The sequence below is a fragment of the Bacteriovorax sp. DB6_IX genome, from assembly GCF_000447775.1.
Lineage (GTDB): Bacteria > Bdellovibrionota > Bacteriovoracia > Bacteriovoracales > Bacteriovoracaceae > Halobacteriovorax_A.
In genome coordinates this window covers 1-17463 of record NZ_AUNJ01000218.1, presented here as the reverse complement: position 1 = coordinate 17463, position 17463 = coordinate 1, and the positions used below count along the sequence as shown (strand labels likewise).

The window sequence follows — 17463 nt, the reverse complement described above, 5'->3', positions numbered from 1 at the left end:
TATTCATGTTCCAAAATTCTACAGAGAATTTGGTGGAGTGCTGGCATATTCATTGGAGAAAGAGTTGGTGTTCGACCAAGAGAGTCGATATGCTGCAAGCGCATATCGACATCTTTATTTGTTTCTATAATTTGGATTATTTGGGCGGGCTTAGCCCCACGTAAAGGGATCAGTTTAGATGATTAACAGCAGTCAGCGCGACTGACTTCAGCTGTTGTTTTATTAGCGAGCTCTTCTTTAATAATTTCTAATTCACGATTTAAGATATGCTTGAAGCGAAGTTCCTCAAAGGCCACGGCCTTTGCGCGAACTTTATTCTTATCAAACTCTTCAACCTTTTGAATTTTATCAAAGAGTGTTGAATCGGCTTGATAAAAACCTTCCCCAAATTCCACAAAATTATTTCCTGCAGAAAAAACAGGTCTTCCACTTGCCATTGTCTTTAGAGACCAAACAGGAAGCTCATTTTCTTCAAGGTCGATGAGGTACTGGCAACCACTTATAAGAGGGGCCATCTCTCCCCCACAACGGTTTCCAAAGAAATGTGGTTCATATTGTAATTTAAGTTCTTCAAGGTGATCATCCTTTCCAACGAACTTAAATTTAATATTGGCCTTTTCTAGAGAAGTTATAATTGTTTCTGCTTGCTCATTATTTAGAGGTTCTGCATTAACTAAAATATAATCTCTTTGAAAAAGTGCATCAGGAAGAATTTTATAATCTCCTAACTTAACAGGAGGTCTAACAAGTTTGGCCTTATCATGAAGCGAAGCTGGGATTAAATCTAGGCGACTTACCCATAAATCATCTGCTTGATTTAAACCTTTCTTTTGAAAGCTTTTTACAAGAAGAGAAAAAATCTTTTCTTTAAGGTTCTTCTTACGAGGCTTTGTGTAGAGGTCTTCTACAACAAAAGTAAGTTGTCTTGTCTGCTCACACTTTTTGATCCCATGAGAGAAACCACGTGAGATATTAATAATGAGATCAGCTGTACAAGGAATTAAGAGATTCTTGCTCGCTGAAGGAATAAGGTAGCTATTTGCTAAGAGTTGGGTCCAAGATTTAGTGAAGTTACTTAAGAATGTAGATTTAATTTGCCTCATTTCAATAGGCCCAACAACAGACTTAGGTGCGTGAACAAGAGTGTAGAGCTCACAATTATCCCCTACCATATCAAGAACCGCTTCAACTGCCTCTAAGTAATAATCTCTATCAACGACTGCATCACAACTAACAACTATCTTCACAAGTATTTCCTATCTCTTTACATCAATGTCTTAAAGTACTCCGCTGTTGTTTGAAGTCCTTCAGCAAAAGTAACCTTTGGAAGGTAACCCAATTTCATCACTCGTGAAATATCCGGTCTTCTTCTTTTTGGGTCATCCTTTGGAAGCTCTGAATAAGAAAGTTCAGACTTACTTTCAAGGGCATCAACAATCAACTCAGCACAGTCTTTAATTGTATATTCATCAGGATTTCCGATATTGTATGGTAGATGATCTCCTAGCATAAGAACATGATCTATCGCATTGACAAGGTCGGAAACGTAGCAGAATGATCGGGTCTGAGACCCATCTCCATAAATTGTAATATCATCACCTTTAATGGCCTGATTTACAAAATTAGGGATCACTCTCCCATCATCTGGACGCATTCTTGGTCCATATGTATTGAAGATACGGATAATTCTCGTATCAACATTATAGCGGTTTCTATATGTCATGGTGAGAGCTTCAGCGTATCTTTTGGCCTCGTCATAACAACTTCTTGGACCAATTGGATTAACATGCCCCACATATGATTCAACTTGAGGGTGAATTTCAGGATCCCCATATACCTCTGAAGTTGAGGCCTCTAGAAATCTTGCACCATGCTCTTTCGCTAGTTCAAGAAGCTTCATTGTCCCCTCAGAATTCACTCGCATGATTTCCAGAGGGATCACCTTAAAGTCAATTGGTGAAGCTGGAGAAGCTAGTGATAAGATATAGTCGAATTTCGTGTCTTTAAAGTCTGGTAGAGCTTCATAGATATTACATTCGTGGAATTCAAATTTTTCGTACTTAGACAGGATTTCAATATTAGATTTTGAACCAGTGATAAAGTTATCTAGTCCAACAACATGAGCCCCTTTTTTAAGATAGAGCTCGGCCATATGTGACGGTACAAATCCAGCACTTCCTGCGATTAATACAGTCTTACCTTCCATAGATTCAGGCAATTTCTTCATAAGTTATACTCCCTAATAATGGCGTAATTGTATCACGGTTGAACTCATAAGCAAAAGAGCTGCCCCGGAAATTTGTAGCATACTGAGATCCTTTCCTAAGAAGATCCAGTTCACTATCACGGCAAGAAATGGGAAGAACATTTCTGCCAACGTGCACAAGTGGGCCGGTATAAGCTTAAGTCCTCGGTAGTAAAAGTACATTCCCAAGGCGCCACTCATCCCAGCGAGGATAACAATCTTTCCCCAAAATACGGGTTCAAAATTTATCGAAATATTAAAACTCAATAAAAAAGGCAGTAAACAAAGAAGCCCCATCACAAAGCGACCACTCATAATCTCTTTTTCATCATAGCCTTGCTTACCAAGTAGTTTTCCAAAAACTGTGGCCGCTCCCCAACTGATGACGGCAATCATAGTCAGTCCATAGCCCGTAAAGGCCTTAGAACTAAAGTCCACCTTACCGCTAAGAATCAACTTAAATGCAGGCGCAAGATCCTGATAACTAATCATGACTCCACCAATGAGAGCAAGGATGGCCCAGGCAAAGAAAGCAGGCTTCATCCTCTCCTTTAAAACAACATAGGACAGAGCAATAGCAATCACCGGCTGTAGCTTTTGTAGGAGAATCACAAGGGATGGATTGATAATTGAAAAGGCCTTGGTAAAAGTCAGGGTTCCAATAGCTGAGCCAAGACCACCAATAACAAAGAAGTAGGCCATATGAGAAACTTTAGCATTCCAAAACTTCTTGGCCGACTTAAAAATAATAGGCGAAAAAACTAAACAGAGCAGTAGGTGCTCTCCAAAGACGATCAGCTCTGCGCTCTTACCACTAAAGAGAAGTGGATAGCGAATCAGCGTGTCGAGGGCCCACATAAGGCAGGCCAATATAATAAAAGTAATACCTTTCATCTTATACTAAGTAATCCTTCATAAAGTTTTCGAATGCTTCACGAGCTCTTTGAGAAGCAATCTCTTTCTTATATCTCTTTCTATTCTTACGATCTCTTCTTTGCTCTTTAGTAAGAGTCACCTGAGGAAGAAGACCAAAATTGATATTTGATGGAGTTGGCTTTGGAACTGTCATGATATAGTTAACTAGCGCTCCCATTCCACATTCTACAGGCCATGGTTTAACTTGCTCCCCTTTAATTTTCTTATAGAGCTGAGCTGCAACATAGAGCCCCATGGCCGCACTTTCAGTATAACCTTCAACTCCAGTGATTTGACCTGCAAAATAAATATTAGGGTACTTCTTCGAAGAAAGATCATTATTAAGAAGTGTTCTTGAGTTTAGGAAAGAGTTTCTGTGAACAGAACCTAGGTGTAAGAAGCTGGCATTTTCAAAACCAGGAATCTTTTGGAAAACTCTAACTTGCTCTCCATAAGTAAGTCTCGTTTGGAAACCAACAAGATTGAAAGCACTTCCAAGTAAGTTCTCCTTTCTCAGTTGGACACAAGCATAAGGAAGAGTTCCATCAGGCATCTCAAGCCCAATTGGCTTCATACAAGAGAAACGGGCCGTATCGACCCCTCTTTCGGCCATAATATCTACCGGCAAACAACTCTCGAAGAACTTATAATCTTCAAAGTTTTGGGCCGGAACCTTCTTAGACTCAACAAGCTCCTTAATAAAATCTTCGTATTGCTCTTTATTCATAGGAGCATTTAAGTAATCGGCCTCAAGTCCCTCTTCTTCCGAGACTGGCTTATGGCGATCCTTAAAATAGAGTTTTGAATAATCCAGACTATCTGCATCAACAACTGGTGCAATAGCATCATAGAAATAGAAATCATCATTCGAGATTTCCTTTTGAATCCAATTCGAAAGCCCTTCAGATGTCAAAGGCCCTGTTGCAACGATACAGGCTTCGGCCTCATACTTAAGAATTAGCTCATTGGGATCAGTGGCGTGCTCTTCAACAACAGTGATATTTTCATGACCATGAAGCCTCTTAGTCACTTCAGCCGAGAAGTTGTCTCTATCGACCGCAAGGGCATCACCAGCAGGAACGGCGTGTTGTCGACCTGCATCGAGGATAATTGAGCCAAGCTTGTCCATCTCAACTTTTAATAGCCCGTGCCCAGAATCTTCACGCATCGACTTAAGTGAGTTTGTACAAACAAGCTCAGCATATGTGTCAATTTTTTGAGAAGGATTTCTCTGAACTTTCTTCCCTTCAATCAAAATGACCTGAATATTTCTGTTGGCCAGAAAGTTTGCGGCTTCACTTCCAGCAAGCCCCGCTCCGATGACGATAACTTTTGTCATATTTACCCTTTTTATGTAATAAACTAGAATTATAATAATTAGTTATCTTATCTACCCTTTGGGATACATTCATGCAAATATACATACACCAAACACACCATAGAATAGCCGATTTTGATGAAATATTTTCATATCTTAAGGAAATTTCACAGGCCGATGACTTTGAGGGTCATATTCATATCTTTCCAGAGCTTTTTCTAACGGGATATCCCCTACAAGACCTCTGTCTTCAAAGAGATTTTATCGATAGTTACCATCAATTTATTGATGATCTCAACGCTTGGTGGCAAGAGCTGGCCCCTAAGAAAGAGACGGCACTTCTAATGGGTGGGCTTGATTACGAGATTCATGATGATCTGCTCGAATCAATTTCCAACTGTGTCTTTGAGCTCTCAACTGAATCGAAGAAATTAGTAAACCTCTATAATAAAATGCTTCTTCCTAGCTATGATATCTTTGATGAAACAAAGTACTTCACGCCAGGAAATGAAGCGACGATTTGGAACTTTGCCGAAAAGAGCTTTGGGCTTCTCATCTGTGAAGATATGTGGGATTCCGCTCACTACGCCACAAAGCCAATCGCACTGCTACAAGAAAAGGCGAAGAATCAAAAAATCAACGGAATTATCAATTTCTCTGCAAGTCCCTACCATCTTGGAAAGGAAAAAAGCCGTCTTGAAAGAGTGGCCTTTATCTCTGACACTCTTGGAACACCCTACTACTACGTCAATAGAGTTGGCTCTGAAGATGAGATTATCTTTGATGGTGGAAGTCTCGTTTATGGACAGAATAAACTTCATCACAAGGCCATGAGCTTTGTCGCTGATAAGTTCTTAGCGCCAATTTTTGAAGCGAAGCAATTAACAGAAGAAACCTTTAAAAAAGTTGATGAACATACTTGGGACTCTCTATTCAACCCAAGACTTGAAACAAGAGATGACAAAGTCCGAATTCCTGAACTCTCTGATGAAGAATGTGAAGAGATTCTCCATGCCCTTAATATTGGAATTCAAGACTATGCTAGAAAGTGTGGAATGAATAAATTTCTTGTCGCTCTCTCTGGAGGAATGGACTCGGCCCTGGTTCTAACACTTGTTAGGCTCTTTCTTAAAGAGGGACAAGAAGTTGAAGCAGTCTATATGCCAGGACAATTTTCGGCGACATTGAGCTGGGAAATCAGCATGAAACTCTGTCAAAATTTAGGAATCAAGCTAAGTTCGCTGCCAATTAAGTTCCTTCATAGTTCTGTGAGAAACCAATTTTCTCAGACATTTGAGCCAATGGAAGGTCTGGCCGACGAAAATATTCAAAGTCGTCTACGTGGTGCTCTCATCTATGCAAGAAGTAATCAAACAGGGGCCATGGTTCTCAATACGTCGAATAAATCAGAACTCGCGGTTGGTTATTCTACTCTCTATGGAGACTCAGTAGGAGCTCTAAGTGTATTAGGAGACCTTTATAAGTCTGAAGTTTACTCGTTAGCGAAGTATATTAATAAGAAGTTTCATAATATCATTCCAGACGATGTCATCACGAGACCAGCAAGTGCTGAATTAAGAGAGAATCAAGAAGATCAACAATCTCTTCCGGCCTATGAAATTTTAGATACAATTTTAGAGTGTCATCTTTCATATAATTATAGTAAAGAAGACATCATCAATCTTGGTTTGCCTAAGGATGATGTGGAGAAGACTCTTAGGCTTTGCACTTTCTCTGAGTACAAGAGAAAACAGTTTTGCCCAATTTTGAAAATTAAATCAAAAAGCTTTGGTTTTGGTCGTAGAATGCCGATATGCAAGAAAAGTAATATATAATTTGAGAGTCTATATATTTGAGAGGAGATTAAGATGAATAAGAATGTTGAGAAACTATTAAAGTCATTTAAAGAAGTTAAAGATCATGTTGAACAAGTTGTACAACAAGGATCACTAAAAGATGTTCAAAAAACTGTAAAAGACATCGTTAAGAATGCTGAAAAAGAAGTTAAGAGCGTCGTTGAAAAAGACCTACAAAAAGTAGTTGGTAAGATTCAAAAAGAGAAAGAATCTGTAGAGAAGCTTATCGATAAGACAATTCAAGACGAACTTAAAAAGGCCAAGAAATTTCTAGATGAGCAGGTTAAAGAACTTAACAAGCTACAAAAGAATCTTGAAAAGCACGTTAAAGAAGAAATCAAAAAAGCTAAGAAGGTTGCCAAAGTAACTAAGTCGAGAAAATCGACAAGCAAGACAACAAAGAAAGCTGCACCAAAGACGGCCAAAAAAGCTGCAAAGAAGCTGCAAAGAAGCTGCAAAGAAAGCGACAAAGAAACGGCTAAGAAAGTAGCCAAGAAAGCGACAAAGAAAACGGCTAAGAAAACAACCAAGAAAGCCGCCGCAAAAACAGCAAAAACAACCAAGAAAACGGCCGCAAAAAAAAGACCTGTCCAAACAAAAACAACGAAGAAAGCGCCAGTAAAAAAGAAGTAAATCAAATCACATAATCACAGGGGAGTTGGCACTCCCCTTTTTTTGTCAATTCCACAATTTCAATCACTTAAATTTTATATTTGCTCGCATTTTGACGCTATGTTACTATAAAAAAACAGTTAAAATTTTTGGTTAATTTTTCTTAAACCGTACAAAATTTTACAAGCTTAGGTTATCATCACTAGGATGATTTATATTTAGTGAGTATTATGAAAAGAATATTAATTGAGGACGATGAAAAATCTGTCCAATTTCTCTATGAGAAAGTTTTTAAAAAAGAAGTAAACGGTGGTTTGCTTGAGCTTGTATTTTCCATCTCTGGAGAAGACGCTTTAGAAAAGATCAATAATGGAGCGGAAGATTCTTTTCAACTGATTATCTCTGATATCAACATGCCTGGACTCTCAGGTTTTGAACTCCTAAGAGAAGTGAAATCTATCAGACCACAACTTCCCGTCTTTATGTCATCCGCTTACACGGATACGGAAAGACAGTCTCTTGCAAAAGAGCTTGGGGCTGATGACTATATCACTAAGCCAGTCGATTTCGCGGCACTTAAAGATAAAATGCTCAATATTTAGCTCGACCAGCTCTTAAATGATCTCTTATTTTGATTAAAAAGCCCGATCACCTCATTGGCCATGGCCTTAGGTGTAAAAGGCTTAGAAAGGGCCCCTATGATAAAGGGAACCTCTGAAAGAAGATCAGATTTTAGCTTTCCTTTTAAACTTGTCAGAACAATGACAGGGACATCGAAATTTGATTCATACTCTTTGAGCTTCTTAATAGCATCCACTCCACTTTCATCATCGAGAATAAGGTCCAATAGAACAAGATCCGGCTTCTCCTCACGATACAGGCGAATGAAGTCTTCACTATTTGTGGCCGCTCTATAGCCTATCGAATGAGAAGAGAATGAAATCTTAAGAAGATCATGAATATTTGTATCATCGTCAAGGCTTAATACCTTGATCTTCTCATTACTTTGAATAGTATCTTCATTGAGAAATCTATCTATATTTTGCGAGAGCTCATTAAGGATATTCTCATTCTTGGAGATAAAGAAGTCAGGCATCGAAAGAGATGGCAATAAGTCGAAGTAACTCACACTTAACATAATTGTGCGAATATTCTTATTGATACAATTGGCCACTCTCGTCGCGGCAATAAGTGATGGCCCATCAAGCTTTCCTACATGAAGATCTGTCACTAAGAGATCATATTTCTCATTTAAAAGAATATTGAAGGCCTCTATTCCACTTGAGACAACAGAGAAATTTACTCCCTTTTCTTCAAAGATCTTTTTAAAGTGTTTAATAAGATTCGCATCATTTTCAACGACAAGAACTCTCTTCTTTGCTGTATCAGTTCTTAAAATCGTATCGAGCTCTTCTTGTAATCCATCATCATCTTGATAATTCTGAATAAAATTATTTAAGAGCTCAAAGATCTTCATGGATAATTCAACATCAAGGTAGTCATCATCTTGAAGTTCATAAATATTTGAAGTGTGATCGAGAATATTACGAATGGCACTTCCGATAAAATCAATACCATAAGATCCTGAAACGGACTTTATATTATGAAGTTCTCTGACAAAATCAGAAAGTTCCTTAATCTCTATCTCCCCCTTCTTTTTGCCATGAAAGGACTTTAAAAGAGCTGAGAGCTTATCGATAAAACTTGGCAGGTTATTAATAAACTCTGCTTTAGCCTTGGCAATTTCTTTATTAAAATTATCACCCGTCATATACCTATCCATTTTCCACAAATTTAAGAAGGTCTTTTTTCAATATTGGCTTCTTAAGGTAGTTATCAAAGTTAGCCCCTTCAATCTTACTAATAGTTTCACTATCGCTGAAACCAGTGAGGGCCACAATTTTAGATTCAACCCCTTCAGCTCTAAGCTTTGAAAGAACTTCAAAACCATCGAGATCAGGCATTTGAATATCTAAGAAAATCAGGTCATATTCATGATTAAGGGCCTCATCTATACCGGCCTGGGCACTTCCAACGAAGCGAACCTCTATCTCTTCAACTTTTTTGAAATAGATTTTATAAAGATTGAGATTATCTTCGCTATCATCAATAAATAGAATATTCTTCATGACTTCACCAACTCAAATTTAAAACTCACTGTCGTTCCCTTACCTTCAACACTCTCAAGAGTCACAGTCCCACCGTGCTTATCGATGATATTCTTTACAATACTCATTCCAAGTCCAACACTCTTTTCCCCAGAAAGTCCTGTTCTACCGGCGCCTGAGAGTTGGTCAAAAATACTTTTTTGAAACTTTTCAGGAATTCCAATTCCCGTATCACTAATTGTCGTAATAACACGATCTTTCTTAACTTCCACTTTGGCCTTAATTGAGCCATTGGCACTTGTAAACTTATACGAGTTCGTCAGGATATTGTTAAAGGCACGTGTAAGCATCCCTATATTTCCCATAATAACTGGTTCTTGTTTTGAAGTGGATTTATATGACATATCAATATGCTTAGTATTAATAGAATTCATCTTAAGAATACAGTTTTTAAGAAGCTCTCCAACATTCATTTTCTCAAGCTTAATATCCGCACGCTTGATTTTTAATTCACTAAAATCAAGAAGCTCATTAACCATTTCGAGAAGATCTTTAGCAGAGTTTTCAATCTGCCCTGTCATTTCCTTAATCTCTTCAATATCATCCTCATCAGTAACAATGAGGTTACTTAAACCGATAATTGTATTGAGGGGCGTTCTGAGATCATGAGAACAAACAGCAAGGAATTGATCTTTAAGACGATTGAGTTTTTCAAGCTCATCAACTTGGGACTTGAGAATGTCTGATTTAATCCTATTTTCTAAAAGTTGATTTACTTTTACATAGAGCTCTTCTTTAATCAGTGGCTTGGCAATATAGTCATTACCACCGACTTTATAAAATTCAAGAATCTCAACCTTATCCTGGACAGAACTGATAAAAACAATTGGAATATTCTTTAGGCCAAGCTCACTTCTAATCTTTTTAACAAAGGCAATCCCTGTGAGATTAGGCATAATATGATCCGTAAGAATCAAATCGATCCTAGGGTTCTCACGGATATACTCAAAGGCCGTCACGGCATCAAGAAAGTGATGAACTTTAGCACCCTTTGATTTTAAAACATGGGAAATAAACTTTGCAGAAATTCTATCATCCTCAACAAGGATGGTATTGAGTCCGTGCCAAATAAGATCAGGCCTTAAAAAGAAGTTTGTTTTTAAGATGATAGATTTAATATCATACTTATCCACATACTCATCTGCCCCTCTATTAAAAGCATCAATACGTTTATCAAAGTCATCTGAGTCACTGACGAAGATAACCGGAAGGTTCTTAGACTTTCTCGTTGCTTCCCAGTCTCTTATTGATTTCATCACATCAATATTAGAGGTACTCACAAACTCCTCATCCACAACAATGAGTGCCGCATCTTCCAAAAGTTTGAGAAAATTTTCGATCTCAGAAGCATGACTTGCACTATAGCCAGCTGTTAAAAGTTCGGTTTCTAAACTTTTGAAAAAACTTAAATTTTCACCAAAAAACGCTATTTTCATACTGATTTTCCAAAATAATACTTATTTTATCATTTTTCAGGGTGAATTGATTCATCAGGCAAAAAAATTTCCTAAACTAAAGATATTAAAGGATTTTGTCGATAAGTTTTCTTGAAGAGGGCTTTCAATGAAAATCTTATTAGTGGATGACGACACAACAATACTAGAATTGTTGGCGATAATTCTCGAAAATATATTCAATCCAGATATAGTTGACCGTGCGACTCGGCCTGATCATGCTATAAATCTTCTCCAAGAGAAGAGTTATGACCTCATTATCTGTGATTATGAGATGCCCCCTCATGGAAAGGGAGATGCGGTCTTTGAATATGTGATCACCAACGACTTAAAATCAAAGTTTGTCCTCTTCTCAAGTGAAGAAAAAGAAAATCTTCTCATGTTAGGTCATGAGAAATTTCAAGCGCCACAATTTCACTACCTCTCTAAACCGGCTAAGCCAAAGGCGTTTAAAGAGTTTATCAAAGGGATAATTGATCAGCCGACGATAAAAAGTACCGCGGCCTTCTTCCCAATTAGAATACATAATTTTCTTAGATTTTCAGGGACTCAATGCCCTATCTTTGTCAAACTCTCAAATAATAAGTACGTCAAGATTCTCAATGCTGGCGATACATATGATATTGATTTTATCGACAAATATATTAAGAAGAATGTCGGGCATCTCTTTATTGAAAGAAAAGACTATGATGAATTTCTAGTGAACTTTGGAAGTACCAAATTTCTCTTCTCAGATAATCTATCTTCTAAAGACTTTATCAAAGAGGCCCAAAAGACCCATCGCTACCTTGCAACTCTAATGAGTGGCGTAGGAATTTCTGAGTACGTACTCGATATGGCAGAGCAAGTGAGTTCAAAAGTTCTTGAACAAGCTTCTGGGGAAAAGTCACTCAAAGACCTCCTCGCCCATTTAATTAACTCAAAAGACTACACATATGATCATACTTATTTGATTACCTGTATCTGCTCTCATCTTTGCAAGGAGCTTGGACTAAGTCATGCCGTTTTAGAAAGACTATCCTTTGCTTCTCTTGTTCACGATATTGGTATAACTAATGCCGAAACATGCTATATTCACGATATTGAACCAAAGAAAATTAAAGAACTCGATGACAAAGAGATTAAGGCCATTCAAAATCATCATAATATCCTGAAGAACTTCAAAAACCTTCCAGATATTACAGATGATATTCAGATGATCATGAGTCATCACCATCTCTTTGAGAAGGACTACCCTTTTAATTCAAACTTTCAAATGGACCGACTCAATCAAGTTGTCTCAGTTTTTCTTGTGGCCCACTGCTTTTCCAATCAGCTCTATGCCCACAAGTTTGACCCAAATATGATCAGAGACTCACTGACTGTAGTCAAATTTCACTTTGAAGGAGCAAATTTCGCTAAGATCATTAGGGCCTTAGAGATTATCTACATCAAAAACAAGAGTTAACTACCTAATTACTGGTAAAAAATACCATGAACTAGTTTATCTTCGATCATGGTCTTGGGTTATAATATGAGAGATTCGATACTTATACATTGTAGGGAGAAAGCATGGCAAAAGTAGAAGTTGATGAAGAGCTTAAGGATATCCTACCGGGATTCTTAAATAACAGAGAAAAAGATATTGAAACTTTAAAAACAGCTGTTGCAGCAAATGATTTTGCAACCCTTCAAAAAGTGGGTCATAAAGTTTCAGGAAGCTCAGGAGGCTATGGTTTTGATGAGCTAGGTGCGATTGCTAAGAATATAGAGTTGGCCGCAAGAGAATCTAGCTTGGAAAAAGTGCAAGCACTCGTACAAGAATTTGAAAACTATGTCAGAGAAATTGAAGTTGTTTTCGTATAGGATGCTATGGCAAGAAAGAGTAAGGTTATATTAATCGTTGATGATGACCCAGATATGAGAGCTTATCTTAATAAGCTTTTAATCTCTATGGGTCACGAAGTCTATGAAGCAGGAAATACGAGAACGGCCCTTAAGCTAGTTCAAGAAGTTGTTCCCCATCTTATTCTTCTCGATATAAATCTCGATGAAGAAAGTGGATTTAACATGATTGGTCAGGTAAGAAAATTTGATCAATACCATCGAATTAAAATCCTGATGATTAGCTCCCTTTCGAGCAAGAAGGCCATTGATCTTTCTAAGAAACTGGGAACGGATGGCTACCTTATAAAACCTATTAACAATACAACCCTATCAACCACTTTAAAAAAGATGGGACCAGAGCTAGTTTTTCCAGAGGCCAGAAATATTCACTCTGAATACTCTCAATTAACTGCTCGTTTCTTGGGATCTCTTACTAAAATCAGTGAAGTCTCAGTAATATTGAGATCGAAAATAAAGTTTCAGGAAAAGAGAAAGATATTTATTGAAAGTCCTTTTCTTAAGAAGTTTGATTTAGAAAAGACTCAACTTATTATTCAAGAGTTTAGTAAGGATGTCACCCCTGGAACGTATGATACAAAGATTCAACTTATAGGTCTTAATGACAATAATTTGAAGAATATTAGAAAACTTAACACGAGAAAAGTATAGTGTCGCAAAAGAGAATTCTTACCATTGATGACGATGAAGATATCAACCTACTTGTAAGGAAGATTCTTAAAAAGCACGACTTTGAAAGTGAGTCAGTCTCAAAAATTGAGGACTTCTTTTCAAAAGTTGTCAGCTTTAAGCCACATCTGTGTATTGTTGATCTCAACCTAGGAGATCACGATGGTTTCGGTTACAAGATCGTCGAAATGATGAGAAAGAAAATTGGAAATGAAGTTGTCATCATTGTCATGTCTCGTCGAAATTCAGAAGCTGATATTAAGCGTGCTCTAGAGGCCGGGGCCAATGACTATATTCAAAAGCCAATCGATGAGAATATTATTATCGCTAAGCTCAATGTCTTCTTGGATAAAGAAGATGACGAAGTCCAATTTCCCTTCTATGCTGTCCCTACTGGTGACTCTGAGTGTTATTTTAAGATTCCATTAAATATCTATTCAATGAATGAAGAACAGATTACAATTTATAGCAATAACTATATTGCTAAGGGAAGCTTGATAGAGTTACACAATGACTTTCTCGCTTCGCGTAAATTTACAGTCAGTAACGTCTCCCTCGACAGGGAAAGCGGTGGTTACTTTCTCCACCTTATCCTCGATCCCATTGAACATGGTGATCTCTTACCAACGATTCGTAGGATCATGGTCAAGTCCCCTCCTTTAGCTGAATAAAGATATTTAAAAGTATTTAGGAGTACCTTTGAAAAAACTCGAAAGAAGTTTAGGCTTAACAGCAGTTGTGGCCATCAGTATTGGCTCAATGTTGGGATCAGGAATTTTTGTACTTCCAGGTCTGGCCTTCGAACTTACTGGACCAAGTGTTTGGTTAGGATATTTAGTCGCGGCCATTTGTGTTCTGCCAGCGGCCATGAGTAAATCAGAACTCGCAACGGCCATGCCAACTTCAGGTGGAACCTATGTTTATCTGGAGAGAACTTTTGGACCCCTGGCCGGAACAATTTCGGGTCTCGGACTTTGGCTTTCACTATTATTGAAGGCCTCTTTTGCTCTGGTTGGTTTTGGGGCCTATCTCAGTGTTCTGACAGACTATGATCTCAATACACTTGCCCTCTCACTTACTCTCGTTATTACAATCCTCAATATTGTTGGAGTTGGTAAAGTTAGTAGCTTTCTCATTTTCATTGTCGCCTGCTCACTTGGGTGTCTTCTCTTACTTGATACAACAATTATGCTCAACCCAATCCGAGTTGAAATAGATAATTGGTTTCCCAATGGCGGCACAGGCTTCTTAAAATCTGCCGGTCTGGTCTTCGTCTCATATGCCGGAGTTACCAAAGTGGCGGCCATTGCAGAGGAGATCAAGGATCCAGAGAAGAACTTACCACGAGGGATTATGATCTCTCTTTTCACGGTTGCAGCAGTTTATTGTTTTACGACATATGCACTTGCTAAGTTCGTTCCAATGGAAGCTCTTAAGGGTAATCTTAAGCCCATTTACACTATGGCCACAACTTATGGTGGACACACTTTTGGTTCATTTATTGCTGTATTGGCCATTCTCACGATGACATCTATGGCAAATGCAGGAGTACTCGCCTCGTCAAGATTCCCCTTTGCCATGGGGCGAGATAATCTTATTCCAAGTCGCTTTGGTCATCTTCATAAGAAATTTCTTACCCCTGTATGGAGTATCCTTATTTCAGGATTACTAATTGCAGCGGTTATTCTCTTTCTCGATGTTCCAAAGATTGCCAAATTGGCCTCCTCTTTTATTCTTATCATTTACTTGCTAGAGAATGTTGCGGTCATCGTCTTAAGAGAAACAAGAGTTCAGTGGTATAGACCTTCATACAGAAGTCGCTTCTATCCTTTTACTCAAATCATAGGAATAATCGCCAGTTTAGTTCTACTCTCAGAAATGGGACAATTGGCCATCGTTGGGCTTCTATCTATTTCAATACCAGGAATCTTTATCTTTCTGGCCTATGGAAGAAAGAGAACCAATCGCAAAGGTGTTGTCGGGATCCGTGGAAAAAGGGCTGATCTGGTTGACGAAAAAGTCTTTGGTCCAAGCTCAATTGAAACCATGGACTTAAGCCGTGATGCTTCAGTTGTTGTGGCCCTTCTTGGGAAGGAAAGATCACCAGAGATGCTTATTGAAATGGGTGCCTCTTTAACTGGAGAAGGAAGTTTAGAAGTGGCCCACTTAACAGAGGCCCCTGAACAAACAGATCTAAGTGACTTTATTGATGAACCAGCAGAACTTCGCTCTTTGAGAAGACGTGTGATTGCCATGGCCATTGAAAAGGGTGTTCCTATTACTTTTGACCCTGTTGTCTCTCACGATATCGCAAAAACAATCTATGAAGTCAGCCAGAGAATGCACTGCCAGTGGCTAATGCTTGAATGGGCCGGAAGAGGGCGTGGAAACTTTACGGTATCAACACCAATTGATTGGTTAAAGTCACACCTCGAGTGTAATTTAGCTATTTTTAGAGATACCGGTGTTCGCTATGTCAGAAAAATTCTTGTTATTCTCAATCACCACCCTATCGACAATACCGTTGTTGAAACGGCCGCTCACTTTGCCGAGGTAAATAAGGCAGACATTACTTTTGGAATGTTTGTTCCAGAAGGAATGAGTGAGGAGATGACGACCAACCAAGAAAGTTACATCAATAATACTGTCGCGCATGTTAAAACTCGAAAAAGTACAATGCTCCTAACGGGACAAGATAAAGTCGAAGTCATCAGTGGCTCGGCCGTTGAGTTTGACCTCTTAGTGATTGGAGCAACAACAAAGTATAGCTGGAAGAATAAATTTGGTACCGAAGAAGATAAGATTATCGCCGATGCCGCTTGTTCAGTTATCTGTCTCTATGGTGCAAGAACTATCACTAAATAAGCTAAGGGCCTGATTTCAGGCCTGATTAGCCCTGTATTTTCTATCACATTGCTATCATTTTTTCCGATTCTAGGGCATATAAGCTCTATGAAGAAAATCATTATCTCACTACTTACTCTGAACACAATGGCCATTGATTTCTCTAACTTTGGGGGAATTGATATCGACCACTCACCTACATGGAGAGATTATCGAAATAGTCTTAGAAGTGAGGTTGGGACTTGTCAGATTAAACTCGCAGAGAAAGAGTATACTCTTAATGACGGCAAAAAATATGAAGAGGCTTTAGAGTTCATTAAAAGTTTTAATCCTTCACTCTATGCAAGAGCACAACAGGCCATTGAAAATGGAGAGCTCCATATCCGAGAGTTCACAGATTACATTCGCCAGCAATACGGAATTGATAAGAAGACATCGGCACTCTTTATTCATGAGAAGAATTCGATCTATATTAATAAGTCAGATGAACTAGGTCTACTTACAATATTTCTCTACCATGAGCTTTCCCATGCCTTTGACGAGAAGATCCCTCTTGAGCTGAAAGAGGTTTTTGAGCTCTTTGATCTTTATAAAACAAAGTATGATGAGCTCTATGAACAGGCATTAACAAGAGGCTATACTCCAAGTAGCGAAGTCCACTTCTCAGAGTTTCTCTCTAGTGAAGAAGACTCTCAACTAGAAGATGTTTACAATGCCTATAATGAAGTTGATTCAATCGCTAGATTTAGAGCAGAAAGATACGCTTTTAATCAGCAAGATCTCTACGTGAAATATCTAATTGAAAATTATGATTGTTATGGAAGTTACATTGAAGAGCATAAGAAAAAGAACCGTCTTAAGCTCTATGAGAACACTCCCGATAGCTATATTAGAAGTGCTTATAATCTATAAAAAAAGCCCTCTTTAAAGAGGGCCTTTCTATATCTAGTTGAATTTTACAACACAGTAATTCTTCTTTCCCTTTTTTATAATCAGAGAAGTTTCACTAGCAAGATCCTCAGAAGTAATCTTCTTCTCAACATCGGCCACTTTAACATTATTTATCGCGACACCATTTTGTTGGACAGATCTTCTGGCCTCCCCCTTTGACTTGAAAAAAGGCGTCTGAGCAAGCATCTCTAAATAATCTCCCCCCTCTCCTTCAAGAAAAGATTTCTCTAGTGTGATAGCAGGAACATCTTCAAAAATTGAGCTCAATTGAGCATCAGTCACATTTTCAATCTTCTGTCCAAAGAAGAATGATGTTGCTCTAAGAGCGGCCTCAAGTCCCTCTTCACCGTGAACAAGCTTAACAACCTCTTCAGCAAGAGCTTTTTGTGCCGCTCTTAAGTGAGGCTCATTTTCTGTCTTGTCTTTAAGAGAAGCAATCTCCTCAAGACTTAGGAAAGTATAACACTTAAGAAGTGAGTCCACGATTGAGTCATCTTGATTTAACAAGAATTGATACATCTTATATGGTGAAGTCATTTCTGCACTT

At 38.3% G+C, this 17463-nt stretch carries 16 protein-coding genes and 1 pseudogene; 9 read left to right on the top strand and 8 right to left on the bottom strand.

What is annotated here, in order from left to right:
- Positions 1–182: 182 nt before the first annotated feature.
- The 4 genes from M901_RS06465 to trmFO are packed head-to-tail and all read right to left on the bottom strand — an operon-like array spanning position 183 to position 4499.
- Positions 183–1247: a hypothetical protein gene (locus M901_RS06465; RefSeq protein WP_021277362.1), complete on the bottom strand. Its 1065-nt coding sequence runs from the start codon at positions 1245–1247 to the stop codon at positions 183–185.
- Between the two features lie 17 nt (positions 1248–1264).
- Positions 1265–2227 carry an NAD-dependent epimerase/dehydratase family protein gene (locus M901_RS06460; RefSeq protein ID WP_021277365.1) on the bottom strand — a complete coding sequence of 321 codons (963 nt, stop codon included), beginning with the start codon at positions 2225–2227 and terminating at the stop codon, positions 1265–1267.
- A gap of 12 nt (positions 2228–2239) precedes the next feature.
- Positions 2240–3139, bottom strand: coding sequence for a DMT family transporter (locus M901_RS06455; RefSeq protein ID WP_021277366.1), 900 nt, complete (start codon positions 3137–3139; stop codon positions 2240–2242).
- 1 nt (position 3140) lies between these two features.
- The gene (trmFO, locus tag M901_RS06450; protein WP_021277371.1) at positions 3141–4499 is read right to left on the bottom strand and encodes a methylenetetrahydrofolate--tRNA-(uracil(54)-C(5))-methyltransferase (FADH(2)-oxidizing) TrmFO; all 1359 of its coding nucleotides are present in this window, start codon (positions 4497–4499) and stop codon (positions 3141–3143) included.
- A 71-nt stretch (positions 4500–4570) separates the two neighbouring features.
- Here trmFO and nadE point away from each other — a divergent pair, with 71 nt between their 5' ends.
- The 3 genes from nadE (at position 4571) to M901_RS06435 (ending at position 7548) form a co-directional block, all read left to right on the top strand.
- Positions 4571–6313, top strand: coding sequence for an NAD(+) synthase (nadE, locus tag M901_RS06445; protein ID WP_021277369.1), 1743 nt, complete (start codon positions 4571–4573; stop codon positions 6311–6313).
- A gap of 33 nt (positions 6314–6346) precedes the next feature.
- The gene (locus M901_RS17255; protein WP_021277374.1) at positions 6347–6967 is read left to right on the top strand and encodes a hypothetical protein; all 621 of its coding nucleotides are present in this window, start codon (positions 6347–6349) and stop codon (positions 6965–6967) included.
- A 209-nt stretch (positions 6968–7176) separates the two neighbouring features.
- On the top strand, positions 7177–7548 hold the full coding sequence (locus M901_RS06435; RefSeq protein WP_021277361.1) for a response regulator: 372 nt from the start codon (positions 7177–7179) through the stop codon (positions 7546–7548).
- Here the strand turns inward: M901_RS06435 and M901_RS06430 are convergent.
- The 3 genes from M901_RS06430 to M901_RS06420 are packed head-to-tail and all read right to left on the bottom strand — an operon-like array spanning position 7545 to position 10550.
- The gene (locus tag M901_RS06430; protein WP_021277360.1) at positions 7545–8717 is read right to left on the bottom strand and encodes a response regulator; all 1173 of its coding nucleotides are present in this window, start codon (positions 8715–8717) and stop codon (positions 7545–7547) included. The genes M901_RS06435 and M901_RS06430 overlap by 4 nt on opposite strands.
- 4 nt (positions 8718–8721) lie before the next feature.
- Positions 8722–9075, bottom strand: coding sequence for a response regulator (locus M901_RS06425; protein ID WP_021277376.1), 354 nt, complete (start codon positions 9073–9075; stop codon positions 8722–8724).
- Positions 9072–10550 (bottom strand): response regulator, encoded by a 1479-nt coding sequence (locus tag M901_RS06420; protein WP_021277377.1) that lies wholly within the window; start codon positions 10548–10550, stop codon positions 9072–9074. The genes M901_RS06425 and M901_RS06420 overlap by 4 nt, the downstream gene beginning before the upstream one ends.
- Before the next feature lie 127 nt (positions 10551–10677).
- Here M901_RS06420 and M901_RS06415 point away from each other — a divergent pair, with 127 nt between their 5' ends.
- From M901_RS06415 to M901_RS06390, 6 genes are all read left to right on the top strand, one after another.
- Positions 10678–12015: a response regulator gene (locus M901_RS06415; protein ID WP_021277372.1), complete on the top strand. Its 1338-nt coding sequence runs from the start codon at positions 10678–10680 to the stop codon at positions 12013–12015.
- 104 nt (positions 12016–12119) lie between these two features.
- On the top strand, positions 12120–12413 hold the full coding sequence (locus M901_RS06410; RefSeq protein WP_021277375.1) for an Hpt domain-containing protein: 294 nt from the start codon (positions 12120–12122) through the stop codon (positions 12411–12413).
- A gap of 6 nt (positions 12414–12419) precedes the next feature.
- Positions 12420–13103, top strand: a complete 684-nt coding sequence (locus M901_RS06405; RefSeq protein WP_021277364.1) for a response regulator — start codon at positions 12420–12422, stop codon at positions 13101–13103.
- On the top strand, positions 13103–13792 hold the full coding sequence (locus M901_RS06400) for a PleD family two-component system response regulator (RefSeq protein WP_021277363.1): 690 nt from the start codon (positions 13103–13105) through the stop codon (positions 13790–13792). The genes M901_RS06405 and M901_RS06400 overlap by 1 nt, the downstream gene beginning before the upstream one ends.
- 28 nt (positions 13793–13820) lie before the next feature.
- A complete protein-coding gene (locus M901_RS06395) occupies positions 13821–15986 on the top strand; it encodes an APC family permease (RefSeq protein WP_021277373.1) in 2166 nt (721 codons plus the stop codon).
- Positions 15987–16073: 87 nt separating this feature from the next.
- The gene (locus M901_RS06390; protein ID WP_021277370.1) at positions 16074–16877 is read left to right on the top strand and encodes a hypothetical protein; all 804 of its coding nucleotides are present in this window, start codon (positions 16074–16076) and stop codon (positions 16875–16877) included.
- Between the two features lie 33 nt (positions 16878–16910).
- On the opposite strand, the pseudogene M901_RS06385 reads toward M901_RS06390, so the two are convergent.
- Positions 16911–17463 (bottom strand): annotated as a pseudogene (locus tag M901_RS06385) (tyrosine--tRNA ligase); the annotation flags it as partial.